Annotated in this window: 21 protein-coding genes; 10 read left to right on the forward strand and 11 right to left on the reverse strand. The window is 62.2% G+C overall.

Features of this window, described 5'->3' with window-relative positions:
• Positions 1–85 precede the first annotated feature (85 nt).
• Genes M5B42_RS11740 through M5B42_RS11755 form a run of 4 tightly spaced genes read left to right on the forward strand, consistent with a single transcriptional unit; the run spans position 86 to position 6,416 of the window.
• Positions 86–1,867 (forward strand): type I secretion system permease/ATPase, encoded by a 1,782-nt coding sequence (locus tag M5B42_RS11740; protein ID WP_283099741.1) that lies wholly within the window; start codon positions 86–88, stop codon positions 1,865–1,867.
• Positions 1,864–3,192 carry an HlyD family type I secretion periplasmic adaptor subunit gene (locus M5B42_RS11745; RefSeq protein WP_152739713.1) on the forward strand — a complete coding sequence of 443 codons (1,329 nt, stop codon included), beginning with the start codon at positions 1,864–1,866 and terminating at the stop codon, positions 3,190–3,192. Before M5B42_RS11740 ends, M5B42_RS11745 begins: the two co-directional genes overlap by 4 nt.
• Before the next feature lie 13 nt (positions 3,193–3,205).
• On the forward strand, positions 3,206–4,543 hold the full coding sequence (locus tag M5B42_RS11750) for a TolC family outer membrane protein (protein WP_248745918.1): 1,338 nt from the start codon (positions 3,206–3,208) through the stop codon (positions 4,541–4,543).
• A 25-nt stretch (positions 4,544–4,568) separates the two neighbouring features.
• Entirely contained in the window at positions 4,569–6,416 is a 1,848-nt protein-coding gene (locus M5B42_RS11755; RefSeq protein ID WP_248745919.1) for a polyurethanase, read from the forward strand.
• 185 nt (positions 6,417–6,601) lie between these two features.
• On the opposite strand, the gene M5B42_RS11760 is transcribed toward M5B42_RS11755, so the two are convergent.
• From M5B42_RS11760 to arnC, 8 genes are all read right to left on the reverse strand, one after another.
• A complete protein-coding gene (locus tag M5B42_RS11760) occupies positions 6,602–8,197 on the reverse strand; it encodes a glycosyltransferase family 39 protein (RefSeq protein WP_152739805.1) in 1,596 nt (531 codons plus the stop codon).
• A gap of 117 nt (positions 8,198–8,314) precedes the next feature.
• Positions 8,315–9,676: a UDP-glucose/GDP-mannose dehydrogenase family protein gene (locus M5B42_RS11765; protein ID WP_103495130.1), complete on the reverse strand. Its 1,362-nt coding sequence runs from the start codon at positions 9,674–9,676 to the stop codon at positions 8,315–8,317.
• A complete protein-coding gene (gene arnF / locus M5B42_RS11770; protein WP_103495131.1) occupies positions 9,673–10,080 on the reverse strand; it encodes a 4-amino-4-deoxy-L-arabinose-phosphoundecaprenol flippase subunit ArnF in 408 nt (135 codons plus the stop codon). Before arnF ends, M5B42_RS11765 begins: the two co-directional genes overlap by 4 nt.
• Positions 10,077–10,421 (reverse strand): 4-amino-4-deoxy-L-arabinose-phosphoundecaprenol flippase subunit ArnE, encoded by a 345-nt coding sequence (arnE, locus tag M5B42_RS11775; protein ID WP_248745920.1) that lies wholly within the window; start codon positions 10,419–10,421, stop codon positions 10,077–10,079. Before arnE ends, arnF begins: the two co-directional genes overlap by 4 nt.
• On the reverse strand, positions 10,418–12,067 hold the full coding sequence (gene arnT / locus M5B42_RS11780) for a lipid IV(A) 4-amino-4-deoxy-L-arabinosyltransferase (protein ID WP_248745921.1): 1,650 nt from the start codon (positions 12,065–12,067) through the stop codon (positions 10,418–10,420). The genes arnE and arnT overlap by 4 nt, the downstream gene beginning before the upstream one ends.
• A complete protein-coding gene (gene arnD, locus M5B42_RS11785) occupies positions 12,064–12,948 on the reverse strand; it encodes a 4-deoxy-4-formamido-L-arabinose-phosphoundecaprenol deformylase (RefSeq protein WP_100943353.1) in 885 nt (294 codons plus the stop codon). Before arnD ends, arnT begins: the two co-directional genes overlap by 4 nt.
• On the reverse strand, positions 12,948–14,939 hold the full coding sequence (arnA, locus tag M5B42_RS11790; RefSeq protein WP_103495134.1) for a bifunctional UDP-4-amino-4-deoxy-L-arabinose formyltransferase/UDP-glucuronic acid oxidase ArnA: 1,992 nt from the start codon (positions 14,937–14,939) through the stop codon (positions 12,948–12,950). The genes arnD and arnA overlap by 1 nt, the downstream gene beginning before the upstream one ends.
• The gene (arnC, locus tag M5B42_RS11795) at positions 14,936–15,949 is read right to left on the reverse strand and encodes an undecaprenyl-phosphate 4-deoxy-4-formamido-L-arabinose transferase (RefSeq protein WP_103495135.1); all 1,014 of its coding nucleotides are present in this window, start codon (positions 15,947–15,949) and stop codon (positions 14,936–14,938) included. The genes arnA and arnC overlap by 4 nt, the downstream gene beginning before the upstream one ends.
• A 396-nt stretch (positions 15,950–16,345) precedes the next feature.
• Here arnC and M5B42_RS11800 point away from each other — a divergent pair, with 396 nt between their 5' ends.
• Complete coding sequence (locus tag M5B42_RS11800; RefSeq protein ID WP_103495136.1) at positions 16,346–18,007, forward strand: MFS transporter; 1,662 nt, start codon at positions 16,346–16,348, stop codon at positions 18,005–18,007.
• Positions 18,004–19,149: an HlyD family secretion protein gene (locus M5B42_RS11805; RefSeq protein ID WP_177099075.1), complete on the forward strand. Its 1,146-nt coding sequence runs from the start codon at positions 18,004–18,006 to the stop codon at positions 19,147–19,149. Before M5B42_RS11800 ends, M5B42_RS11805 begins: the two co-directional genes overlap by 4 nt.
• Positions 19,150–19,156: 7 nt before the next feature.
• Here the strand turns inward: M5B42_RS11805 and M5B42_RS11810 are convergent, their stop codons facing one another.
• The 3 genes from M5B42_RS11810 to M5B42_RS11820 are packed head-to-tail and all read right to left on the reverse strand — an operon-like array spanning position 19,157 to position 22,442.
• Positions 19,157–19,984 (reverse strand): metal-dependent hydrolase, encoded by an 828-nt coding sequence (locus M5B42_RS11810; protein ID WP_152739719.1) that lies wholly within the window; start codon positions 19,982–19,984, stop codon positions 19,157–19,159.
• Positions 19,985–19,998: 14 nt separating this feature from the next.
• Positions 19,999–20,895 carry an SDR family NAD(P)-dependent oxidoreductase gene (locus M5B42_RS11815; RefSeq protein WP_248745922.1) on the reverse strand — a complete coding sequence of 299 codons (897 nt, stop codon included), beginning with the start codon at positions 20,893–20,895 and terminating at the stop codon, positions 19,999–20,001.
• Positions 20,892–22,442 carry an NAD(P)/FAD-dependent oxidoreductase gene (locus M5B42_RS11820; protein ID WP_248745923.1) on the reverse strand — a complete coding sequence of 517 codons (1,551 nt, stop codon included), beginning with the start codon at positions 22,440–22,442 and terminating at the stop codon, positions 20,892–20,894. The genes M5B42_RS11815 and M5B42_RS11820 overlap by 4 nt, the downstream gene beginning before the upstream one ends.
• 252 nt (positions 22,443–22,694) lie before the next feature.
• Here M5B42_RS11820 and M5B42_RS11825 point away from each other — a divergent pair, with 252 nt between their 5' ends.
• From M5B42_RS11825 to praB, 4 genes are all read left to right on the forward strand, one after another.
• Positions 22,695–23,687 carry an alpha/beta hydrolase gene (locus M5B42_RS11825; RefSeq protein WP_248745924.1) on the forward strand — a complete coding sequence of 331 codons (993 nt, stop codon included), beginning with the start codon at positions 22,695–22,697 and terminating at the stop codon, positions 23,685–23,687.
• Positions 23,688–23,929: 242 nt separating this feature from the next.
• Complete coding sequence (locus tag M5B42_RS11830; RefSeq protein ID WP_248745925.1) at positions 23,930–25,207, forward strand: alkane 1-monooxygenase; 1,278 nt, start codon at positions 23,930–23,932, stop codon at positions 25,205–25,207.
• 138 nt (positions 25,208–25,345) lie between these two features.
• Complete coding sequence (praA, locus tag M5B42_RS11835; RefSeq protein WP_248745926.1) at positions 25,346–25,837, forward strand: alkane oxidation protein activator PraA; 492 nt, start codon at positions 25,346–25,348, stop codon at positions 25,835–25,837.
• Positions 25,838–26,006: 169 nt separating this feature from the next.
• Entirely contained in the window at positions 26,007–26,489 is a 483-nt protein-coding gene (gene praB, locus M5B42_RS11840) for an alkane oxidation protein activator PraB (RefSeq protein ID WP_248745927.1), read from the forward strand.
• The last annotated feature ends 114 nt before the right edge of the window (positions 26,490–26,603 follow it).

A 26,603-nucleotide genomic window follows, 5' to 3' on the forward strand; every position in this document is an offset into this window, starting at 1 on the left:
TTGAAAGTGCCTATATTCCCGAGCGGCTCGCCGGCCATCGAATAAAGGTGCGTATCCGGCTGTGCGTAAACTTCAAGGAAGAGAGATGAACCCGCCGAAAATGATGTCCGGGACACCTTTGATCCGTGTGCTCGGCGATTATAAAAGTGTGTTGTTCAGCGTCGGTTGTTTCACCGCGTTGATCAATCTGCTGATGCTGGTGCCTTCGATTTACATGCTCCAGGTCTATGACCGGGTATTGACCTCCCAGAACGAAACTACCCTGGTCATGCTGACCCTGATGGTGGTGGGGTTCTTTGCCTTTATCGGGCTGCTGGAAGTGGTCCGCAGTTTTATCGTGATCCGCATCGGCAGCGCCCTGGAGCGGCGCTTGAATCTGCGGGTCTACCAGGCGGCCTTCGAGCGCAACCTGTTGCGCGGCGAAGGGCATGCCGGCCAGTCCCTCGGCGACCTGACGCAGATTCGCCAGTTTCTCACCGGCCCGGCCCTGTTCGCCTTTTTCGACGCACCGTGGTTTCCCATCTACCTGCTGGTGATCTTCCTGTTCAATCCCTGGCTGGGGGTGTTCGCCAGTGTCGGGGCCTTGTTGCTGATCGCCCTGGCCTGCCTCAACGAGTCCATGACCAAAAAGCCCTTGAGCGAAGCCAGCGGTTATTCGCAACGTTCGACTCAGTTGGCCACCAGTCATCTGCACAACGCCGAGACGATCCAGGCCATGGGCATGCTCGGGGCCTTGCGCAGGCGCTGGTTCCAGGTGCACTCGCGATTTCTGGCACGGCAGAACCGCGCCAGCGATACCGGGGCGGTGATTACTTCCCTGAGCAAGATGTTGCGCCTGTGCCTGCAATCGCTGGTGCTGGGCCTGGGGGCGCTGCTGGTGATCAAGGGTGAGATGACCGCCGGGATGATGATCGCCGGCTCGATCCTTATGGGCCGGGTGCTCAGCCCCATCGACCAGTTGATTGCGGTGTGGAAACAGTGGAGCACGGCCAAGCTCGCCTATCAGCGCCTGGACGGCCTGTTGCGTGAGTTCCCCGAGACAGAAGGGCAGATGAGCCTGCCCGCGCCCCAGGGCCAGGTGGCCTTTGAACAGGTCAGCGCCGGACCGCCGGGCAAGCGTATCGCGACCCTGCACCAGGTAAGTTTCAGCCTGGCCCCCGGCGAGGTGCTGGGGGTGCTCGGTGCCTCGGGCTCGGGCAAGTCGACCCTGGCCCGGGTGCTGGTGGGCGTCTGGCCGACCCTGGGTGGCACCGTGCGCCTGGACGGTGCCGACCTGCACCGCTGGGACCGCGACGACCTCGGTCCGCATGTCGGTTATTTGCCCCAGGACATCGAGTTGTTCAGCGGCACCATTGCCGAAAATATCGCGCGGTTTGCCGAGGTCGACTCGGCGAAAGTGGTCGAGGCGGCACGTCAGGCCGGTGTGCACGAGCTGATCCTGCGCCTGCCCCAGGGCTACGACACACTGCTGGGAGAAGACGGCAGCGGCCTGTCCGGCGGGCAGAAGCAGCGGGTGGCGCTGGCCCGCGCGTTGTATGGCGGCCCGCGCCTTGTGGTGCTGGATGAGCCCAATTCCAACCTCGATGTGGTCGGGGAAACCGCCCTGACCCAGGCGATTGCCCTGCTCAAGGCGGGGGGCAGCACAGTGGTCCTGGTGACCCACCGTTCCACCTCCCTGACCCAGGCGGACAAGTTGCTGGTGCTCAACGAAGGCCGCCTGCAAGCCTTCGGCAGCAGTGCCGATGTGCTCAAGGCACTGTCGGCCGGCGCCCAACCCGCACCGCAACCGGCCCGCGAGGCAGCCACCCCGGCGGGCGTCAGCCTGAGCCGACAGTATCCCGCGCCGACGCGCAGTAGCGGCGCATGAGCAAGGACAGCACAATGCAGATCAGTACCCCTGTTGAATACCGGGAGCGTGATGCCCGGTTCTTTGCCCGTATGGGCTGGTTGTTGGCCCTCCTGGGTGCCGGCGGCTTCTTTCTCTGGGCGGCCCTGGCGCCGCTGGACCAGGGCATTGCCGTGCAGGGCACCGTGGTGGTATCCGGTAAGCGCAAGGCGGTGCAATCCCTCGGCGGCGGCGTGGTCAGCCGGATCCTGGTGCGCGAAGGGCAAGTGGTGCATCAGGGTCAGCCGCTGTTTCGCCTCGACCAGACGCAATTGTCGGCCGATGTGCAATCGTTGCAGGCCCAGTACCGCATGGCCTGGGCCAGCCAGGCGCGTTGGCAGAGCGAGCGCGACAACCTGCCCCGGGTGGTGTTTCCGCCCGAGTTGAGCGCGGAGGCCGACCCGCCCCTGGCGCTGGTGCTCGAAGGCCAGCGGCAACTGTTCAGCAGCCGTCGCGAAGCCTTTTCCCGGGAGCAGGCCGGTATTCGCGCCAGTATCGACGGCGCCGGCTCGCAACTGGCCGGTATGCGTCGCGCGCGCAACGACATGCTGGCCCGCGCCGATTCCCTGCGCAGCCAGTTGGACAACCTCAAGCCCCTGGCGGACAACGGCTATATCCCGCGCAACCGCCTGCTGGACTACCAGCGCCAGCTGTCCCAGGTGCAACAGGACCTGGCGCAGAACAGCGGCGAAAGCGGGCGGGTCGAGCAGGGCATTGTCGAGTCGCGTCTCAAGCTCTCCCAGCACAGCGAGGAGTACCAGAAGGAAGTGCGCGGCCAACTGGCCGAGGCCCAGCTCAAGAGCCTGACCCTGGAGCAGCAGCTGCGCTCGGCGGATTTCAATTTGCAGCACAGCGAGATCGTCGCGCCGGCGGAGGGCATAGCGGTCAACCTCAGCGTGCACACCGAAGGCGCGGTGATCCGTGCCGGGGAAACCCTGCTGGAGATCGTGCCCCAGGGCGAACGCCTGGAAGTCGAGGGGCACCTGCCGGTCAACCTGGTGGACAAGGTCGGCAGCCATCTGCCGGTGGACATCCTGTTCACCGCCTTCAACCAGAGCCGCACGCCACGGGTGCCCGGCGAAGTCAGCCTGATCTCCGCCGACCAGTTGCTCGATGAGAAGACCGGCGCGCCGTATTACGTGCTGCGCACGTCGGTGAGCGACATGGCCCTGGAAAAACTCCACGGGCTGGTGATCAAGCCGGGCATGCCCGCCGAGATGTTCGTGCGGACCGGCGAGCGCTCGCTGCTCAACTATCTGTTCAAACCCCTGCTGGACCGCGCGGGTTCCGCGCTGACCGAGCAATAGGATGTTTCACCGAATGAAGACACTGTCGATGATCGTGGCAACGATGTCCCTGTTGGTCAGCACCGGCAGCCAGGCCATGGGGCCGTTCCAGGTGTATGAGCAGGCGCTGCGCAATGACCCGGTATTCCTCGGCGCGCTCAAGGAGCGCGATGCCGGCCAGGAAAACCGCGCCATTGGCCGGGCCGGCCTGCTGCCGAAGATTTCCTATAACTACAACCAGGGCCGTAACGATTCGCGGGCCACCTATCTCAGCGAACGGGGCAACGCCCACGAGGACCGTCACTACACCAGCTCCGGCTCGACGCTGATGCTGCAACAACCGCTGATCGACTACGAGGCCTATGCCAATTACCGCAAAGGCGTGGCCCAGGCGTTGTTCGCCGATGAAACCTTTCGCGGCAAGAGCCAGGAACTGCTGGTGCGGGTCCTGACCTATTACACCAAGGCGTTGTTTGCCCAGGACCAGATCGAGATCGCCCAGGCCCGCAAGAAAGCCTATGGGGAGCAGTTCCAGCAGAACGAGCATCTGTTCCGCCAGGGCGAGGGCACGCGCACCGATATTCTCGAAGCCGAGTCGCGTTTCGAGCTGGCCACCGCCGAGGAAATCGAAGCCCGGAACGAACAGGATGCCGCCCTGCGCGAACTGGGGGCGCTGATCGGCGTAGCGTCGGTGGATGTTTCCGAACTGGCGCCACTGGCCCGGACCTTTCAGTCGTTTCCCCTGGAGCCGGCCAACTTCGATACCTGGCACGCCATGGCCCTGGAGAACAACCCGACCCTGGCGTCCCAGCGCCAGGCCCTGGAGGTGGCCCATTATGAAGTGGAGCGCAACCGCGCCGGGCACTTGCCCAAGCTCAATGCCTACGCCAGCGTGCGCAAGAGCGAGTCCGACAGCGGCAACACCTACAACCAGCGCTACGACACCAACACCATCGGTTTCGAGGTGAACGTGCCGTTGTTCGCCGGTGGCGGCGTCTCGGCGTCGGTGCGCCAGGCCAGCGCCAATCTGGAACAGGCCGAATACGAACTGGACGGCAAGACCCGCGAAACCCTGATCGAGCTGCGTCGCCAGTTCAGTGCCTGCCTGTCGGGGGTGAGCAAGTTGCGCGCCTACCAGAAGGCCCTGAGTTCGGCCGAAGCCCTGGTGGTCTCGACCAGGCAGAGCATCCTCGGCGGCGAGCGGGTCAACCTCGATGCGCTGAACGCCGAGCAGCAGCTCTACAGCACCCGGCGCGACCTGGCCCAGGCGCGCTATGACTACCTGATGGCCTGGACCAAATTGCATTACTACGCGGGCACCTTGCGCGAAACCGACCTGGCCAGGGTCGACGAGGCCTTCATACGACAATGATTCCAACCAGCAAGGAGGCAATACCATGGGTGTGTTTGACTATAAAAACGCAGGAACCGAGGCTTCGAAAGCACTGTATTCCGATGCAATGGCGATCACCTTGTACTCCTACCACAACCTCGATAACGGCTTTGCCGTGGGCTACCAGCAGAACGGCTTCGGTCTCGGCCTGCCAGCAACCCTGGTCAAGGCCCTGATCGGTGGCACGGATGCCCAGGGGGTCATCCCCGGGATCCCCTGGAACCCGGACTCGGAGAAAGCTGCGCTGGCGGCGGTGAAGGCCGCCGGCTGGACACCCATCAGTGCCGCGCAACTGGGCTACGGCGGCAAGACCGACGCCCGCGGCACCTTCTATGGCGAGAAGGCCGGCTACACCACGGCGCAGGCGGAAATCCTCGGCAAGTACGACGCCAGCGGACACCTGACCGAGATCGGCGTGTCCTTCCGTGGCACCAGCGGGCCGCGGGAAAGCCAGATCAGCGACACCATCGGCGATGCGATCAACGACTTGCTGGCGGCCATCGGACCCAAGGATTACGCGAAGAACTACAGCGCCAATGCCTTCGAAGGCCTGCTCAAGAGCGTGGCGACCTTTGCCGCGGCCAACGGTCTTTCCGGCAAGGACGTGCTGGTCAGCGGCCACAGCCTCGGCGGGCTGGCGGTCAACAGCGTGGCCGACCTGAGCAAGGACCATTGGGGTGGTTTCTACAAGGATGCCAACTACATCGCCTTTGCTTCACCGACCCAGAGCGGCCCGGGCACCCAGGTGCTGAATATCGGTTATGAAAACGACCCGGTGTTCCGCGCCCTCGACGGCTCCAACCTGACCCTGGCGACCCTGGGTGTGCACGATGCCAACAAGGCGTCGGCGACCAACAATATCGTCAGCTTCAACGACCATTACGCGTCCGATGCCTGGAATGTGCTGCCGTTTTCCATCGGTAACGTCGCCACCTGGATTTCCCATCTGCCGACGGCCTATGGCGATGGCTTGAATCGGGTGCTGGGGTCGCAGTTCTACAACCTGACCAGCAAGGACTCGACCATCATCGTCGCCAACCTGTCGGATCCGGCGCGGGACAAGACCTGGGTGCAGGATCTCAATCGCAATGCCGAAACCCATAGTGGCAGCACCTTTATCATCGGTAGCGACGCCAACGATCTGCTCAAGGGAGGGCGTGGCAACGATTACATCGAGGGGCGCGGCGGTAACGATACCTTCCGCGATGACGGTGGCTACAACATCATTCTCGGCGGCAAGGGCAACAACACCTTCGATCTGCAGAAGTCCCTGGCCAGCTTCGATATCGCCAATGACGGCCACGGCAGCTTGTATATCCGTGATGCCAGTGGCGGGATCACCATCGCCCAGAATATCGGCACCCTGGTCAGCAAGGAGTCGAGCCTGGTGTTCTTCAACAAGGACGTGGCCCATGTGGTGGGCAACCAGAGCTTGTCCGAGGGGAGTTACGTCAACTCGCAGGTCGGCAGCGATGGGGCCGATACCCTGACGGCGAAGTCTTCGGGGGAGTGGTTGCTGGGTAATGGCGGCGACGATCATCTGATTGGCGCGATCAAGGGGGGGAACGTGTTTATCGGTGGTGCCGGCAATGACCTGATGGATGCGAAGGGCGGGGGCAATACCTTCCTGTTCAACGGCTTCAACGGATCGTTCGGCCAGGACAAGATCACCGGCTTCCAGGCTTCCGACAAACTGGTGTTCATGGGGTATGCCGATTCCCAGGGACACACTATCCAGGACCACGCCAAGGTGGTGGGACACGATACCGTGCTGACCTTCGGGTCGGATTCGGTGACGTTGGTGGGGGTAGGGCTGGATGTGCTGAAGGGGGCGAGTGTCGTTATCGCCTGATGCTGTAATACAGGAAACGATAGCAGCCTCCAGGCCGCCAAAAGCTTCGCGGGCAAGCCCTGCTCCTACAGTGAGTCGTCGTTTGCTGATCTTGTGTACGACACCGAACTGTAGGAGCAGGGCTTGCCCGCGAAGAGGCCCGAGATCGCTCAAAGCCTCTCTGGCAAGCCAGGCTCCTACAGGTTTTACGGTAGCTTCAACAGCACATAATCGTTCTTGTCGAACCGCTGGCTGAGTACTGGCGTCAGATCGCCGATAGCCGTGCCTTTCAGGGCGTCATACTGATCCTTGCCCATCATCACCCACGCCGGTCGCGCCACGCCCTGAAGCTGCTCAGGCGTTTCGGTGAAGATCGGCTGCAGATCGCCCTCGGCATTGACCATGAACTTGATCGCCCGTCCATCCTTGCCCACCGCGTGCATGACCAGCGGCGCAGGATCCTTTTGCATCAACTGCTGGGTCGCCTGGGTAAAGGCGCGGGTATCGTAGGCGACGCGTTCGGTCGGCTCGACAATCAGGATATAGCTGCTCCACAGCGCCAGCACCGCACAACCGGCCAGCCCGAGCGCGCGCCAGCGGGCGTTGAACAACGCCACCACGGCGATCAGTTGCAAGGCCCCGACCAGATAGGGCGCGACGCCCAGGGTTGGCAGTTCTTCAGGGAAGCGCCGGTGCAACATGAACATCCCGACAATCAGCAGGCCCGGCAGGATCAACCAGAGACCCTGGATCAGCCCACGCAGCCAGGCAAACAGACGGCCTTTCCCGACCTGGAACGGATAGGCGGCAATGATCGCCGCCATCGGTACCATCGGCAGGATATAACGGGCTTTTTTCGCCTGGGGCACCGACAGGCCGAGCATCACGATCAAGCCGGCCGCGACCGCGTAGAGGGTCAGTTGCAAGGCCGGCCCACGATGCTGGCGACCGGTTGTCAGAATGGCAACCAGAACCAGCACGGCCAATGGATAAGCCAGGGCGTAGTTGCCAAAAGCGCTGCTGAAGTAATACAGCGTACCGCTGGAGCCCGCCGAGCCGTCCATGCGGCCGGTGAACTGCATACGGATCACTTCTTGGAGGAAGGCCGGGCCGCCATCGAGCGAGGCCAGCCACAACAGCAGGCCGATGCAGGCTGCCAGCAGGAACAGGGCCTGGAAGCCAAACACGAACAACCGGCGCCATTGACCGCTGAGCAGGTAGAAGCTGCACAGCATGCCGGTGGGGATCACCAGGCCCATGGGGCCGCGAATGGCAAAACCGAGCACCAGCAGCGCCAGGAGCAGCACGCTGCGTTTCGGCGCGCCGTAGTATTTGGCGGCATAACCCAGGTAGAACACCGCCAGGGACACGGCGGCGAGCATCTGGTCGAGGGATACCGCGCGGGTTTCAATCAGGAAATTATTGGTCAGCAACAGCAAGGCAATGCTCAGCAGCGCCCAACGGGGCGAATGCGGGGCCACCAGCCGGTACATCAGCACCACGATCCAGGCCGAGGCCAGGGCGCTCGGCAGCCAGGCGGCGAGGGCGTTGACCGAGCCGAACGGCAGCGACAGCAACCAGATCAACAGGGTGGAAAATGCCGAATAGTCCGGATACGGCTCGCCATAGGTGGTCGGGAAGAAACTCGGACCATGGCGCAGCATTTCCTCGGCGAACAGCACGAAGCGCGAGTCGAAACCGATGGCGGCTTGCTGATAGACGCCGGCGATAAACAGCAGCAGGGCGATCAGGCCCAGGCCGAGGGATTGGCGATTCAGGGTGTTACGGGATGAGGACGTCAATGTCACGGCCGTGGACCTAAAACAACGGGCAAGCCCGTTAGGAACGAAAACGCGGTCATTTTTTCGAAATGACCGCGTCGTTTGTTTGCTCAGTAACCCTATGCAAGGGTCAGGGCATCATTCCAGACCGTGACGGGTCACCGGCAGATCCAGCGACGCACCGCGACCGATCGCAAAGTAGGTGAAACCTTTGCGCTGCATGCGGTTGGCGTCGAACAGGTTACGGCCGTCGAAGATCACCGGCGCTTTCAGGCGCTGCTTGATCAGTTCGAAGTCCGGTGCCTTGAACTGCTGCCATTCGGTGCAGATGATCAGCGCATCGGCGCCGACCAGGGCCGATTCCGGCGTGCCCATCAGCGACAGGCCCGGCTCATCCGGATAGATGCGCTGGGTTTCCTGCATGGCTTCCGGGTCGAACGCGCGAACCTGGGCGCCGGCCGCCCACAGGGCTTCCATCAGCACGCGGCTCGGTGCGTCGCGCATATCGTCGGTGTTCGGCTTGAACGCCAGGCCCCAGAGGGCGAAGGTCTTGCCTTTCAGGTCACCCTTGTAGAACGCGTTCAGGCGGTCGAACAGCTTGTGCTTCTGACGCTCGTTGATCGCTTCGACCGCTTGCAGCAGGTCGCTCGAGCAGTTGGCTGCCTGGGCGCTGTGGATCAGGGCGCGCATGTCTTTCGGGAAGCACGAACCGCCGTAGCCGCAGCCCGGGTAGATGAAGTGGTAACCGATGCGCTGGTCGGCGCCGATGCCCATGCGCACGGCTTCGATGTCCGCGCCCAGGTGTTCGGCCAGTTCGGCGATCTGGTTGATAAAGCTGATCTTGGTCGCCAGCATGCAGTTGGCGGCGTACTTGGTCAGCTCGGCGCTGCGCAGGTCCATGAACATGATGCGGTCATGGTTGCGGTTGAACGGGGCGTAGAGGTCGCGCATCACTTCGCGGACTTCTTCACGCTCGCAGCCGATAACGATCCGGTCCGGACGACGGCAGTCTTCCACCGCCGAACCTTCCTTGAGGAATTCCGGGTTGGAGACGATATCGAATTCCAGGGTCCGGCCGACTTTGTCCAGGGCGGCTTGAATGTGCGCGCGCAGGGTGTCGCCGGTGCCGACCGGAACGGTGGATTTTTCCACCAGGATCAGCGGATCGACGCGGTGACGGACCACGGCATCGCCCACCGAGAGGACGTACTTCAGGTCAGCCGAACCGTCTTCGTCCGACGGCGTGCCGACGGCGATAAACAGCACCTGGCCATGCTCGATCGCCAGCTTTTCGTCGCTGGTGAAGTGCAGGCGGCCGCTTTCCAGGTTGCTCTTGACCATGGTCTCCAGCCCTGGTTCGAAGATGGGGATGTGGCCTTTACGCAGCAAGTCGATCTTGTTCTGGTCGACGTCCATGCAGACGACATCATGACCGACTTCGGCCAGCACAGTCGCCTGCACCAGACCGACATAACCGCTACCAATTACGCTGATTTTCATACGGAGTCCCTAGGACGGGGTATACGTGGAGAGTTGATCGTTAGCACGCCGAGAATGACCAGGGCCACTCCCAGCGATTTCGAAAGACTGAAGCTTTCATTGAAAAACGGCAGGCCGGCGGCCAGCAGGTAGACCAGCGCGTAACTGACGCTGAGCAACGAGTAGGCCCGGCCCAATGGCAGGTCGCGCAAGGCGGCCAGCCAGCAGAGCATGGACAGGGCGTAGGCGAGGATCGATGCCGCCACTACACCCAAGGCGAGTAACGATACGTCCTGAGTCATCAGGGCGTCCAGCCACTGTGTCGGTTCCGGCAGGCGGGTCATGCTCCAGCGCATGCCCAACTGGGCACCGCTGACCAGCAGGACGCTGCCGGTGGCCAGGGTAAAACCGCGAGCCTGGCTCATACGTGACGCCCCAACAGGACCACACCGGCGATGATCAACGCCACGCCCAACCAATGGCGGGTGTCGATCGACTCCTTGAACAGGTAGTGCGCCACCAGGGTGATCAGGACAAAGTTCAGGCTGAGCATCGGATAGGCAATCCCGACCTCCAGCCGTTGCAGGACCAGCAGCCAGACCAGCAGGCCGAAACCGAGGCTGGCCAGGGCCAGCCACAGCCAGGGCGAACGCAGTTTGTGCAGGACGCCCAGGTCCGGGCCGCGCCAGCTTTCGACGGCGAACTTCTGCGCGACCTGCCCCAGGCACGTCAGCAGGCAGGCGCTGAGCAACAAGATCAGGGTCATGGGGTGGTCTTCGAAAAAATCAGGATAACCATGTTGCCTTCTTCATAGCGAACATGATCCTTGGGCAGCAGGTCGATCTCGTGCAGTTCGTCCTCATCCTTGACGCGCATCACCACACCGACCGGGCCTTCACGCCGGGCGTTGTCCATCCAGGCCTGGATCTGGCTCAGATCCTGAGCGCGACCGGCGGTCTCGGGATAACCCAGGCCGTACTGCAATTCACCCTGGGTGTTGTAGAGGGTGATATCGCTGCGTTTCATGCGCCAGGCCAGCGCCGAAGCGGCACCCAGGTCGTTGCTCAGGAAGTGACGGCTCTGGCTCAACTCTTCGGCATGGTGGGCGATGAACTGGTCGGGCATCTTGTTGTGCACGATGACGTTCGGCATCGCCGCCGGCAGCAGCAATACCAGCATGCCCATGCCCAGCGCCGGGGTGGCCCAGAAGGTCAGCGGCTTGAGCAGGGGCAGGAGATTGACCAGGATCCAGCTGCTGATGAACACGCAGAGCAGGGTCAGGTGCAACGGCTCGTTATCGTAGAACGGCTGCTTGATCTGGAAATACACCAGCGCCGCCAGTCCCGCCAGGCCCAACACCAGGTTGAGCAGGCCGTTGAGACGAGGAACCTGGCCTTGGGCAAGCTTGATGCGATCCATCAGCGAATGCCCCATCAGTAATGCCAGGGGCATCAGGCACGGCATGATGTAGGTCGGCAGCTTGCCGCGGCTGAGGCTGAAGAACGCCAGTGGCAGCAACAGCCAGAGCAGCAGGAACAGGGTGATGCGCTGACCCTTGGTACGCCAGGCGTCCTTCAGGGTCACCGGGAACAGCACTGCCCATGGCAGGCTGGAAGCCACGATCATCGGCAGGTAGAACCACCAAGGCCGGGTGTGTTGCGCGTCTTCGGCGGCAAAACGACGGATATGCTCGTGCCAGAAGAAGAAGCGCCAGTAGTCCGGTTCCTGGAGGTGAACCGCCAGGACCCAGGGCAGGCTGATCAGCGTGGCCACGACCACGGCCACCAGGCCATAACCCACCAGTTCGCGAAAACGCTTCTGCCAGATCATGTAGGGCAGGGCGATCAGCACCGGCAACAGCAGGGCGAGGAAACCCTTGGTCATGAAACCCATGCCGCAGGCCAGGCCCAGGGCCACCCACGACCACAGGCGTGCCCGTGGGGTACTGCCGTCGATGGCGAACCACAGGGCGACGAAGCTCAGGTTGACCCAGAAGGTGAACTGCGGATCGAGGTTGGCATACCCGGCTTGCCCGGCGATCAGGCCGAAGCTCATGTACAACGCGGCGCAGGCAAACTGCTTGCGTTCGTCGTTCCACAGGCGTCCGGCAATCAGATAGACCAGCAGCACGCTCAGCCCGGTGCTCAGGGCCGAAGCGAAACGCACGCCGAAAAAGTTCTCACCGAAAATGGCCTGACCGATGGCGATCATCCAGTAGCCGGCGATGGGTTTTTCGAAGTAGCGCAGGTCCATGAAATGCGGCGACGCCCAGTGGCCGTGCCGGAGCATTTCCTGGCCGATCTGGGCGTAGCGGGTTTCGTCGGGAATCCACATGCCATGGGTGACCAGTGGCAGGAGGTAGAACAGCAGAAAAGCGAGAAACAGCAACGGCAAAGCCCAGCGCCTGGTCATCCCTGCTGTACCCCAAGCCAGCCTTCACGGCCGCCGAGGGTGCCACGGACCAATTGCCCTGCGGGCAGGCGGTCCAGTTGGGCCGGCAATAGATTGACCAGGGGTTGGAACTCGATATCGCGCGCCTTGGCCTGGGCCAGCAGCTGGCGAAACTCGTTTGCCATCAGAATCCCTTCTACTTCTGCGTGAATCGTGTAGACATTCAGGCGCGCCGGACTGAACCGGTCGAGAATGAACGCATTGAAATCTTTCGCGGCCAGATCCGCACCCACGACTTCGTCGAAGGTAGGCAGGTCCACGGGAATTTGCGGGGTCCCCAGGCTGCCATCCGCCAGCCGTGGCAGAAACAGACCGTGCCCGCGGCAGTCGCTGTTATAGCGAAAACCGAAATGCTCCTTGGCTTGCACGACACGCTCGTCCGCCCGCCAACCGGCGGTGGCCGAACATTCGACGGCTTGCCCGGTGATATCGCTCAGGCAATCGACGCCGCGACGGATCTGTTCGATCAGTTCGGCTTCGCTCCAGCGCCCGGCGTTGGCCTGCCAGCCGTGGTGATCCCAGGCGTGCAGGCCGACCTCATGGCCGGCGGCCAGGGTCTGGCGCATCAGATGCCCCAGATCCCGACCGATCGGCTTGCCTGGCCAGGCAGTGCCGGCCAGCAAGATGTCCCAGCCATAAAGACTGGCAGCCTTGGAACGCAGCATCTTCAGGAGGAACTGGGGTTTGATGAGGCGCCACAAGTGGCGCCCCATGTTGTCCGGTCCAACGCTGAAGAAGAACGTCGCCTTGACCTGGGCCTCGTCGAGCAGTTCCAGCAACCGCGGTACCCCTTCACGGGTGCCGCGATAGGTGTCCACATCGATGCGAAGTCCAGCCTGCATCAGCGCTTGTCCGCGATTTCGAGCATGGCTTCTTTCAGGAAGAAGTCCAGGGTGTTACCGATGGTTTCGCTCATCTCGACGGTCGGCTCCCAGTTCAGCAGGCGCTTGGCGTTTTCGACGCTTGGTTTGCGGTGCGACACGTCCTGGTAGCCAGTACCGTAGAACGCCTTGCTTTCCACGTCGCGGAAACCGGCGAACGGAGGGAAGTTGCTGCGCAGCGGGTGAGCTTCGAACTGACGCAGCAGTTCTTCGCCCAGCTGACGGATGCTGGCTTCGTTGTCCGGGCTACCGATGTTGATGACCTGGCCGTTGCAGCAGTCGTTCTCGTTGTCGACGATACGGGCCAGGGCCTCGATGCCGTCGGCGATGTCGGTGAAGCAGCGCTTCTGCTCGCCGCCGTCGAACAGACGGATCGGAGTACCTTCCACCAGGTTCAGGATCAGCTGGGTGATGGCACGGGAGCTGCCGATACGCGCCGAATCCAGACGGTCCAGACGTGGACCCATCCAGTTGAACGGACGGAACAGGGTGAAGTTCAGGCCCTTGGCGCCGTAAGCCCAGATCACGCGGTCCAGCAGTTGCTTGGAGACCGAGTAGATCCAGCGCTGCTTGTTGATCGGGCCAACGATCAGGTTCGAGGTGTCTTCGTCGAAGTTCTCGTCCTGACACATGCCGTAGACTTCGGAAGTCGACGGGAAGATCACGCGCTTGTTGTACTTGACGCAGTAGCGAACCAGCTTCAGGTTTTCTTCGAAGTCCAGTTCGAATACGCGCAGCGGGTTGCGGGTGTATTCGATCGGGGTGGCGATGGCCACCAGCGGCAGGACCACGTCGCACTTCTTGATGTGATACTCGATCCACTCGGAGTGGATGCTGATATCGCCTTCGACGAAGTGGAAGTTCGGGTGGCTGCGCAGGCGCTCGATGGCGTCGGAGCCGATGTCCAGACCGTAGACGTCGTACTTGTCGTCACGCAGCAGGCGCTCGGACAGGTGGTTACCGATGAAGCCGTTGACGCCCAGGATCAGTACGCGGGTACGACGTGGCTTGCGGCCCGACTCGGCGCCACGCAGGAAGGAACCGTCCACCAGGCCCAGTTCGTTGGCCAGTTGCGGGCCGCTGAGGAAGAGGCCGGCGTCGTTGCGCTGACCGGCCTTGATCACCAGGGAGTCTTCACCGCAAGCGATGCGCAGCGGGTCGACGCTGATCACACGGCCAGGGGCCTGACCTTCGTTGCCCTTGACGACTTCGGCGCTCCAGACGATCAGCTTGTGCTCGCCCACGGCGCAGAAGGCACCCGGGTAAGGTTGGGTCACGGCGCGGACCAGGTTGAACAGCTCTTCGGCAGGCTTTTTCCAGACCAGCTTGCCGTCAGCCGGGGTACGGCGACCGAAGTAGGTGGCCTTGGACTCGTCCTGGGCGGTTTCGCTCAGTTTGCCAGCGGCCAGTTGTGGCAGGGCTTCACCCAGCAGGGCTGCAGCGCTGTCACGCAGCTTGGTGTGCAGGGTCAGGGCGGTGTCGGCACGGTCGATGGCGACGCGGTTCTGCGCCAGGATGCCACCGGCATCGGCACGCTTGACCATGCGGTGCAGGGTCACGCCGGTTTCGGTTTCGCCGTTGACCAGCACCCAGTTGGCCGGTGCGCGACCGCGGTAGCGTGGCAGCAGGGAGCCGTGCAGGTTGAACGCGCCGTTCTTGGCGGTGGCCAGCAGCTCTTCGCTCAACAGGTTGCGGTAGTAGAACGAGAAGATGTAGTCCGGGCTCAGCTTGGCAATGCGCTCGATCCACAGAGGATGGTTGGCATCTTCCGGGGCGTGCACGGTAATGCCCTTGCGAGCACAGAGTTGCGCTACGGAACCGTAGAAGGCGTTCTCCTTCGGGTCGTCGGCATGGGTGAACACTGCGGCGATGTCGTAACCTGCGGCGAGCAGGGACTCGATGCCGGTGCAACCAATATCGTGATAGGCGAAGACGACAACTTTCGGATTCATGGTGCGACCTGATTGGAGGTAGTAGTAGAAGGGGTATCACCAGCAGCGCTGGCAGGAGACGGCTGGCTACGCAGCACTTTCTCGATGAAGAAGCGCGGACGTGCACGCACGTCACTGTACATGCGGCCCAGGTATTCACCCAGGAGCCCCATGCCGATGAACTGGCCGCCGGTAAAGACGAACAGGATAGCAAACAGCACGAACGAACCGTCACCGGCCCAGGCGGCGCCGAAGATCAGGCGCAGCACCACCAGCAGGATGGCGAACAGGGCGCCGAGACCGGCCATGGTGAAACCGATGATGCTCAACAGCCGCAGGGGCGTGGTGGTCATGCAGGTGACCAGGTCGAACATCAGGTTGATCAGGCGCATCGGGCTGTATTTCGAGTCACCGTGCTCGCGCTCGGCGTGCTGCACCAGCACTTCGGTGGTGTGCCGGGCAAAACTGTTGGCCAGGATCGGGATAAAGGTGCTGCGCTCGCGGCAGGCCAGCATCGCGTCGACGATGGTCCGGCGATAGGCGCGCAGCATGCAGCCGTAGTCGCTCATGGCGACGCCGGTGGAACGTTGCACGGCCATGTTGATCAGGCGCGACGGCCAGCGGCGCAGGGCCGAGTCCTGGCGATTGTTGCGCACGGTGCCGACCACGTCGAAGCCCAGGGCACACTGTTCCACCAGACGCGGAATTTCTTCCGGCGGGTTCTGCAGGTCGGCGTCCAGGGTGATGACCACATCACCGGTGGATTGCTCGAAGCCGGCCATGATCGCGGCGTGCTGACCGTAGTTGCGGTTCAGGATCACGGCGATGACCTGGCTGCCTTCACGCTCGGCGGCTTCCTGGAGAATGTCGGCGGAGCGATCACGGCTGCCGTCGTCGACCAGGATGATTTCGACATCCTGGGTCAACTGCGAACAGGCCGCTTCGGTGCGGCGCAACAGTTCTGGCAGGCTCTGTTCTTCGTTATAGACCGGGATAACGATCGACACGCGCTGAATTGGATAAGGTTTCAAAGGCTTCTTTCCAGAATGGTTTCAATGGTGCGGCGATGCTTCAAGCCAGCCGATAGCATGCCGGACTCAACGCTCGGGCACAATGAACGATGCCTTTTATGCGGACAAGCATAGAGGCATGACCGTGGGATGATACAGGGGTAATAAAAGACATGCGGCGATTTAAGCCTAAAAAAATGAAATGTCAAAGCTGCATTGCAGCGTTATGTTCATGATTTTTATCAATTCCCTGGCCCGAAGCGCGGGCAGGATTCTACGGTAAACGCCCAAATGTGAAAAGCCTATGAAGAAGAGATGAACGACCTGTTGTTTTTGCTCAATAGACAGCGGCGATTCAGGTAATCTGTGTGGCCGCGCAAATAAGAGTCGCCTTCCTGTGTTTGGAGCAAGGCCCCGATGAACCAATACGCGCCGCACGACTGGCAGCCCCACGAGCGCCCCAGCCTGCCCGGATCGCCGTCGACGCCGTTGCATTCCACGCCCAGGCGCTGGGCCTATGCCATGGTCGGACTGCTGGTGGCCTTGACCGGCGGCCTCGGCAATTCGCTGGTGATCGCCAATTTGCCGTACCTGCAAGGCGCCCTGGGCTCGACCACGGCGGAGATCGCCTGGTTGCCGGCGGCCTATGTCATGACCAATGTCTCGATGAACCTGTTGCTGGTGAAATTTCGCCAGCAATTCGGCTTGCGAGCCTTCACCGAGGTGTTCCTGGTGCTCTATGCGCTGGTGACCTTCGGCCATCTGTTCGTCAATGACCTGAGTTCGGCGATTGCCGTGCGTGCGGCCCACGGCATGGTCGGCGCGGCCCTGAGTTCCCTGGGCCTGTATTACATGATCCAGGCTTTTCCGGCGAAATGGCGGCTCAAGGCCCTGGTGCTGGGGCTGGGCACCTCGCAGTTGGCGCTGCCCCTGGCCCGGCTGTTTTCCGAGGACCTGCTGCAGATCGCCGAGTGGCGTGGGCTGTATCTGTTCGAGTTGGGACTGGCCCTGGCGGCCCTGGGCTGCGTGTTCCTGCTCAAGCTGCCGCCGGGCGATCGCTTCAAGACCTTTGAAAAACTCGATTTCCTGACCTTTGCCATCCTCGCTACCGGCGTGGCGCTGCTCTGCGCGGTGCTGTCCCTGGGGCGGATCGATTGGTGGCTGGAAGCGCCCTGGATCGGCATCGCCTCGGCGGCCTCGATCGTGCTGATCCTCGCCGGGCTGGCAATTGAACACAACCGCAGCAACCCGATGCTGATGACCCGCTGGCTGGGCAGCGGGGCGATGATCCGCCTGGGGCTGGCGGTGATCCTGATCCGCATGGTGCTCTCGGAGCAGTCCACCGGTGCGGTGGGCTTTCTCCAGGCCTTGAACATGGGCAGCGAACAGATGCGCAGCCTCTATGGGGTGATGCTGCTGGGCAGCATCGCCGGATTGGCGGCCAGTGCCCTGACCATTCACCCTGACCATCTGCTCAAGCCGCTGATCATTTCCCTGGCGCTGATGGCGGTCGGCTCGTCAATGGACAGCTTTTCCAACAACCTGACGCGTCCGGCCAATATGTACGCCAGTCAGTTCCTGCTGGCCTTCGGTGGGACCTTTTTCCTCGGCCCGACCATGGCCCTGGGCACCCGCAACGTGGTGACCAACCCGCGCAACCTGGTGAGCTTTTCGGTGTTGTTCGGGATCTGCAACAATCTCGGCGGCTTGATCGGCTCCGCGTTGCTGGGGACCTTCCAGGTGGCGAGGGAGAAATTCCACTCCAGCAGCATCGTCGAACACCTGACCCTGATCGATCCGCAGGTCGCCGCACGCCTGCAAAGCAGCAGCGCGGCCTATGCCGGGGTGATTTTCGACCCGTCGGCGCGCACCACCCAGGGCATGCAGGCGCTGGCCGCGTCGGCGACCCGCGAAGCGAATATCCTGGCCTATAACGATGTGTTCATGCTGATTGCGGTGATCGCGGTCCTGACCATGCTGTGGATCTTCGCCCGCAGCCTGTGGTTGCTCAGCATGAACAGGAAGATTGCCCGCAACGCCCCGTCTCCCACTCTCACCAGCGGTGCCCCTTCACGATGAGCGAACCTGCGACCACGACCAATGCCATTGCCGCCACCCCCGAAGGGGTCACCCCGGCCGGCGCTTCGTCCACCGAACCAAGGTCCCTGGGGGTGCGGATCGTCTCGTCCCTGGGCTTTGCCGCGATTGCCCTCACCGGTGTGCTGATCGTGTTGTATGCCTGGCAGCTGCCGCCGTTCGGCAGCGCCATCGAAAGCACCGAGAATGCCCTGGTGCGCGGACAGGTGACGTTGATCGGTCCGCAGCTCAGCGGCTATGTGTACGAAGTGCCGGTGCAGGACTTCCAGTTCGTCAAGGCCGGCGACCTGCTGGTGCGCCTCGACGACCGTATCTATAAGCAGCGACTGGACCAGGCCCTGGCCCAACTGGACGTGCAGAAGGCCGCCCTGGCCAACAACCTGCAGCAGCGCCGTAGCGCCGAGGCAACCATTGCCCAGCGCCAGGCGGCCCTCGACAACAGCCGGGCCCAGGTGCTCAAGAGCAGTGCCGACCTCAAGCGCAACGAAGCGCTGATCGCCGATGGCTCGGTGTCCCGGCGTGAACTCGACGTGACCCGTGCCGACCATGCCCAGACGGACGCGGCGGTGGCCCAGGCGAAGGCGGCGCTGGATATTTCCCGCCAGGACCTGCAAACCGTGTTGGTCAATCGCGGTTCACTGGAGGCGGCGGTGACCAACGCCGAGGCCGCGGTGGAGCTGGCGCGGATCGATTTGTCGAATACCCGGATCACCGCTCCCCGGGACGGCCAACTGGGGCAGATCGGCGTGCGCCTGGGGGCGTATGTGAACTCCGGCGCGCAGTTGATGGCCCTGGTGCCGGATCGGCACTGGGTGATCGCCAATATGAAGGAAACCCAGATGGCGGATGTGCGGGTGGGGCAGGCGGCGAGTTTTACCGTCGATGCCCTCAACCATCGTCGTTTCTCTGGCCGGGTACAGCGTATTGCCCCGGCGACCGGCTCGGAGTTCAGCCTGCTGCAGGCCGATAACGCCACCGGCAACTTCGTCAAGATCGCCCAGCGGGTGCCGGTACGGATCATCGTCGACCCGGGGCAGGAGGAGATCGACCGGCTGCGCCCGGGGCTGTCGGTGGTGGTGAGTATCGATACCGCCAGTCAGGTCCAGCCTGTGGAGCCTGACTGACAGGCTATCAGGGGCGCTGCTTATCCATCGCCTCGACCAGGGCATCGATGCGTTGCAGATGCTCGCGGTTGTCATGGTCCCAGGGATGGAAGCCGGGCTTGAAGTAATCCAGCCAGGGCAGGGCGATACGCGGGAACACACCGTGGCGGCCGAACAGGTACTTGAGCATGGACCAGCAACCTTTGAGCGGATGACCGGCCTTGCGGTCGGCGATCAGCAGGCGCACATGAAAGTCGAACACCACCAGCCAGAACATCAGCGTGGTGCTGAGCATGCTGCCGACACGGATCAGGTAGCGCCCCGGTCCCGGCTTGAGCGCGGCATTCCACACATCGAAGGCCACTGACTTGTGCTCGGTCTCCTCCAGCGCATGCCACATCCACATCTGCCGATAACCCTCGACCGAGTCGCCGAAGCGGCTCGGGTCGCGCAGCATCAGGTCGGCGAGCATTGCGGTGTAATGCTCCAGGGCAATGGTGATGCCCAGGTTGAAGGCGGGCGGGAAGTGCTTTTTCTGGAAATCGAGGATTATCCGCAACCGTCGATCGAGCTTGTGCGCCGGCAGGCCGGCGGCTTGCAGCATGTCGTTGTAGCGCAGGTGCTCGCGGCTGTGCATGGCTTCCTGGCCGATGAAACCCTGGATCTGGCGCTTGAGCTCGGGGTCGTGCACCCGATCCCGGTAATGGCGCACGCTGTCCATGAAGAACAGTTCGCCGGAGGGAAACAGCAAGGACAGGGCATTGAAGAAATGCGTGACCCACGGGCCCTGGGCATGCCAGTCCTTGGCACGCTCGGCGGGCAGGTCGACACGGACATCACGGCGTACAGGCAGCATGGCTGGCACTCCTTTCAATTGAGACCGCCGGCGTCACTGGCGTCGGGCCGGGTCTTGCGTTTGCCCGAGGGCGACATGCGTCGGGTGACGAACACCACCAGGGCCTGATAGGCGCTGGGCAGCAGGCGCACCAGCAGATCCAGGGCATGGGCGTCGCGGCCGATCAGCACCCGTCGACGGTTTCTTCGCACGCCGTGCAGGATCGTCCGGGCCGCCTGGTCGGCATCGGTGATAAAGAGTTTCTCGAAATCCGCCCGGGCCTGTTCATCGTTGTCGATCAGCAGGCCCTTGACGTTGTCACTGATCCGGCTGGAACGGGCGATATCGGTCTTGATGCCGCCAGGGTGCACGCAGGTGGCCGAGACACCTATGTCCATCAGGTCGAGTTCCTGGCGCAAGGACTCGGTAAAGCCGCGCACGGCGAACTTGCTGGCGTTGTAGGCGCTCATCCCCGGTTGGGCGAACAAGCCGAACACGCTGGAGGTGTTGATGATATGGCCGTGGCCGGTCTGCCTGAGGTAAGGCAGGAAGGCCTGGGTGCCATGGATCACACCCCAGAAATTGATCCCGATGATCCAGTCGAGGTCTTCCTGGCTCATGCCTTCGATGGTACTCGACAGGGCCACCCCGGCATTATTGAACACCAGGTTGACGCCGCCATGCTCGGCCGCCGTGGCGGCCGCCCAGTCGAACAGAGCCTGGCGTTCGGCGACATCGAGGACCCGGGTGGTGATGCGCAGCGGTAGTAGCGCGGCGGCCCGGGCCAGTTCCAGGGTCTGTGCCAGGCCCTGGGGATTCTTGTCCGCCAGGGCCAGGTGGCAACCTTCGCGGGCCAGGGCAATGGCCAGGGCGCGGCCCATGCCGGCACCGGCCCCGGTAATGGCGGCGACTTTACCGTCGAAGGTCTTCATGGGTGGCCTCCGGGGGATCGGGCTTGAACGGGAGCCGGTTCCGGGCTTGGGGATATCCGGGCAGAAACCTTGTAATCGCCGAGCTGGAAATGACGCGTGACCTGACGGAAACGCCAGGTCGAGCCGGGCCAGAGGGTGGTGTTCTTGCCGGTGCGCGGGTCCAGGTACCAGCTGCGACAGCCGCCGGTTGACCAGATAGCGCGCTGGAGTTGCTGCTGAAGCCGCTCGTTGTAGCGACTTTCCACTTCGGGCCTGATCTCCAGGGTCTCGATCCACTGGCTGCGCATTTGCGCAAGGGCCTGAAGGATATAGGTGACCTGGGCCTCGATCATCAGGATCATCGAGTTGTGCCCCAACCCGGTGTTCGGGCCGATGATCATGAAGAAGTTCGGGTAGCCCGGCAGGCAGCTACCCAGGTAGGCATGGGCGCCGTCGGCCCAGGCATCGAGCACGTCGAGGCCGTTGCGTCCGATGATCAGGCCCCGGGGCAGGGGTTCGGTGGCCTGGAAGCCGGTACCGAAGATCAGGCAGTCGACGGGGTGGCGGACACCGTCGGCGGTGACCACGGCATCGGTCTCGACCCGCGTTACCGCCTGGCTGACCACTTTCACGTGGCTGCGCGCCAGCGCCGGATAGTAGTCGTTGGAAATCAGGATGCGCTTGCAACCGATGGTGTAGTCGGGCGTCAGGGTCTTGCGCAATGTTGGCGCGGCCACCTGGCGGTGCAGATGGCGTACGGCAATTTTCTGTACCAGCGTCATCAACTTCGGATAGCGGGCGAAGGCAATCACCCGGCTTTCCAGGGCCCAGTAGATGGCCGAGCGGGCCAGCCGCTGGGTAAAGGGCAGGTGTCGGAACAACCAGCGTTCGGCCGTCGACAATTCGCGATCCGGCTTGGGCAGGATCCAGGGTGGCGTGCGCTGGAACAGGCTCAGGTGCGCCACCCTCGGGGCGATCCGCGGCACGAACTGGATGGCGCTGGCCCCGGTGCCGATCACCGCGACCCGTTTGCCTTCCAGTGCATAAGCATGATCCCAGTGCTGGGAATGGAAGCTTTTGCCCTGGAAGTCCGCCAGCCCCGGAATATCCGGCAGCGCGGGACGCGAGAGCCCACCCATGCCGGAAATCAGCACCCGTGCCGACAGCTGGCGTCCGTTGGCAAAGCTCAGGGCCCAGCGCTGTCGGCTTTCGTCGAACACTGCGCGGCTCAGGGTCATGTCGAAATGCAGGTGGGGAGTGACACCGAAATCCTTCGCGCAACGCTCAAGATAGGCACGGATTTCCGCCTGCGGTGCAAATTGCCGGCTCCAGTGCGGATTGGGCGCGAAAGAGAAGGAGTAGACATGCGACTGCACATCACAGGCGCAGCCGGGGTAGTGGTTGTCGCGCCAGGTGCCGCCCAGGCTGTCGGCCCGTTCGGCGACGAAGAAGTCGCTGATGCCGGCCTGTTTCAAGCGAATGGCCATGCACAATCCGGCAAAACCGGCGCCGATGATCGCAATATCAACGGCTTCGCCATCTGGCGGGGGTGACGAGTACGCATTCATGGTGTGTACCTCGATTGTGGCAACGCCTGCCGATGATTGGCGGCGCTGGATGAGTCCTCAGCATTGCATATTTAAATTAAATGTTTTAAAAAATAATTTAAATAACTTACCTGAAAATATCGCCTACGCTAGTGTTCTGCCGAACCCTGGCGACTCATCCGACCGATGGGCCTGTTTATCAGGTGTAGGCGATTCTCGAGGTGGCAGCCAATCCCGGCGCCGCGCCTTGGGCAGGGATGCAAGGGGCGAGCAATGGGATGGGGCGTTGGGGTTGCACTTTTTGCGGCGGCAAATGCCGCGCTATGGGTCATCAGCTCACGGATCAACCGGAGCATCGAAGCCGCGGTGCCCGCCGAGGGGCGTTTTATCGAGGTGGGCGGCGAATGGATTCATTATGTGGATGAGGGCAGCGGCCCGGCCCTGGTGATGATCCATGGACTGTCCGGCTGTGGACGCAACCTCACCTATGCCTTGTCGCCGCGTCTGCGCGAAGAGTTCCGGGTGATCACCCTGGACCGTCCCGGCTCCGGCTATTCTTCCCGTCACTCGGGCGCCGAGGTTGATATCCCGGCGCAGGCCAGGCTGATCGCCGAACTCATCGGCAAATTGGACCTCGATCGCCCGTTGGTACTCGGACATTCCCTCGGTGGCGCCTTGGCGCTGTCCCTGGCGCTGGATCATCCGCAGTCGGTTAGCGGCCTGGTGCTGGTAGCCCCCTTGACCCATCCCCAACCCCTCCTGCCTCCGGTGTTTCTGTCATTGGGGGTGAGGCCGGCATTCTTGCGCCGCTGGTTTGCGCGGGTCCTGGCCACGCCCATCGGGATGCTCGGGCGCAAGGCCCTGATCAGGGCAGTGTTCGCTCCCGAGCCGCCGCCCGATGACTTTGCCGAGCGCGGCGGCGGGTTGCTGGGCATGCGCAGCGATAACTTCTATTGCGCCTCCAGCGAGATCGCCACGGTGAACAACGATCTCCCGGATATGGTCAGGCGCTATCCCTCCCTCAAGCTGCCGGTGGGCCTGATCTATGGCTCCAAGGACCGCGTACTGAATTACCGCAAGCACGGCGAATCGATGCTCGGCAAGCTGCCAGGCCTGTCCCTGGAGATTGTCGAAGGGGCCGGACATATGTTGCCGGTCACCGCCGTGGAGCCGGTGGTCGAGCTGGTCCGCAGCATCGCCCTGCGGGCAAAACCGCAAGCCGGGCTCGCCGTGGATCAGGCAACCCCGGTGCTGGGGGCTTCCTGAGCGAGCGGCTGGCAGGTTGATCCAGCGCGACGTGACGACATTCAACATTCGATAAAAAAATAGTTGACGAGCTAACGAGATCGGGCTAAATATTTAAAAAAATGTTTTGAATGTTTTTTTTAAAAGTGCAATTGAGCGATTAAAATAATGAAAATAACGCTTTCTGACGCATTTGCTTTCTCCCTGCCTGCCCATCAGTCGAATGCGCGGCCGTGTGCAGTTGTGATCCTGCGGAGGCTGCCATGAGCGCTTCCCTGGTGGCACCCGGGATCTGGACCGACGGCAAGCGGCATCTGTGGTGGCTCGGTGCTTTGCCAATGGCCACGCCACTCTTGTCCGGCCTGTTTGCCCTTACCACCGGCATCCAGTCCTTGTGGTGGAGCGGGGTGCTGGTGATCTTCGGGCTGATCCCGATGATCGACGGCCTGTTCGGCGAAGACCGCAACAATCCACCGGAAACCATGGTTCCGGATCTTGAGAAACAGACCTACTACCGCTGGATCATCTACACCTGCGTGGCCCTGGTCACCCTGTCGATGATCAGCACCGCCTGGCTGGCGGCGGGCGGCATCGACTGGTTGATCGGCGGTGGTCTGCTGCGGCTCGGCGAGGCGTGGTCGTTGCACGGTGGTCTGGCGAGCCTGATGGGCTATATCACCGAGCGTGCCCAGGTGCACGGCAGCGTCGGTGCCTTCACCTACCTGGGGATGGCAATGTCCACCGGGGCCGCCACCGGGATCGCCATCAACATTGCCCATGAGCTGGGACACAAGACCCGGCCACTGGAGCAGTTCCTGGCGAAGTTGTCCCTGGCGCCGACCTTCTATGGCCACTTCTTCGTCGAGCACAATCGCGGCCATCACGTGCGGGTTGCCACCCCGGAAGACCCGGCCAGCTCGCGACTGGGAGAAAGTTTCTGGCGCTTCCTGCCGCGCTCGGTCTACCACAGCCTGCGTTCGGCCTGGCATCTGGAGCGTGATCGGCTGGGCAAGCTCGGGCTGCCGGCCCTGCACTGGAAAAACACCGTGCTCGGCGCCTGGATGTTCAGCGTGGTGATGTGGGGCGGCTTGATCCTCTGGCTGGGCAGCGCGGTAATTCCCTTCCTGCTGATCCAGGGGATCTACGGGTTCTCGTTGCTGGAAGTGGTGAACTATGTCGAACACTACGGCCTGTTGCGCCAGAAGTTACCCAATGGCCGTTATGAGCGCTGTTCTCCACGGCACTCCTGGAACAGTAATCGGATTGTCACCAATATCTTTCTCTTTCAACTTCAGCGGCATTCCGATCACCATGCTTACCCGACACGCAGTTATCAGGCCTTGCGTCACTTCGATGAATCGCCGCAACTGCCATACGGTTACGCAAGTATGATTGTCTGGGCCTATGTACCGTTTCTCTGGCGGCGGCTGATGGATCACCGGGTATTGGCGCACTATGAGGGCAATGTGCGGCTGGCCAACTTGCAACCCTCCCGACGCTTGGAGTTATTAAAGCGCTACGGCACTCGTCACACTGATTGAATAGAACCATTGAATAACATGCCCATTTTTCAAAGTGCGCATGGCGGGAAGACTCACGCCAAGATTGGCGAAGGGGCCCCGGATGGAAGATGAAGTTGCTCCATAAAACAACAATAAAGACCAGGAAGGACATCAGCCATGCACTCAATTCTATTAGCTTTTCGGGTACTTGCGGTACTGCTGGGTTTTTCGGCCGTGGCCCCGGCGTTTGCCGCCGCGCGGATGGAACCGGCCAATAGCGAGTTCAGCGCCAAGGGCCCGATCAGTTTTGCCAAGAGCATCATCAATGCCGACTGCACCCTTGAAGTCAGCGGCCGGATCAGCGCCGACGGCAGTTATGCCAGTGTCGAGAAGGTCGGTTTCGACGGTGGCCTGAAGTGCGGCCAGGTCGAGGCCACGCACTTGCCCTGGAAGCTGGTGGCCAGGGATGAGGGCAGCGGCTCGATGTCCGGTATCCAGGTCACGGTGCATGCCCCCTTTGTCGGTGGTGATTGCGGGCCGACCACGGCAACCGGGACCTGGAACAACAGCAGCGGAAAACTCCAGGCGGTGGATGTGGCATTGGACGGCGGCTGCACCATCAAGACGGTATCGATCCAGATGCCGCCGAACTTTCGGGTTGTGCCCTGAATGGAATAACCCGTTATTGGACGGCTGTTAAAAAGTTATACAGCGGATTTTGAAAGTTTGGCTGGAAAAGGAAGCTCGGTCGCTGTTGCTGTCGTGGTACTCCGTGTTGTCCGTAAAGGCCATTACCCCCGGCGAAATGAATCGCCATACCATGCGAGGAATAACAACAATGAAAGGCATCAAAACTCTTGTATCGTTTACTGCCATTGCTGTCTGCTTAGGCGCGGCATCCATGGTCAACGCTGCAACCATTACTCCGGTCAACACCACCTTCAGCGCACCCGGCACCATTACGGTGAAATCCCCGGCGTCGTTCAACCTGCCGGTGACCTGCAACATCACTTTCACCGGCAAGACCGCCGCTAACGGGGCCTCGGCGTCGATTACCGCGGCCACTGTCAGTGGTTCCAACTCGCTGTGCGGTGTGCCGGTGATGCAGAACCTGCCCTGGACGCTGACTCCTACCAGCACCAGCACCGCAACGGTGTCCGGCGTCAGCTTCAGTGTCATTTCGAACTGCGGCACCGCGACGATCAACACCAACTATGGTGGCGGCGCGTTGACCGTTCCAAGTGCCCAGGCCGTGGGCAGTTGCAGCATCACCGCACTCAGCGTCTCACCGAGTCCGACCTTCGTTATCACCAACCCTTGAGGTTGGGGTGAGAACAACGTGCTGATCACTCGTTGATAAGACCGGCGCCTCCTCGGGAGGCGTCTGTTGGGTGCTGGTGAGCGGGGATGACCTGTTGCGGTTGATAATAATAAG

The organism is Pseudomonas sp. MWU12-2037 (genome assembly GCF_023242345.1).
GTDB classification, from domain to species: Bacteria; Pseudomonadota; Gammaproteobacteria; order Pseudomonadales; family Pseudomonadaceae; genus Aquipseudomonas; species Aquipseudomonas gingeri_D.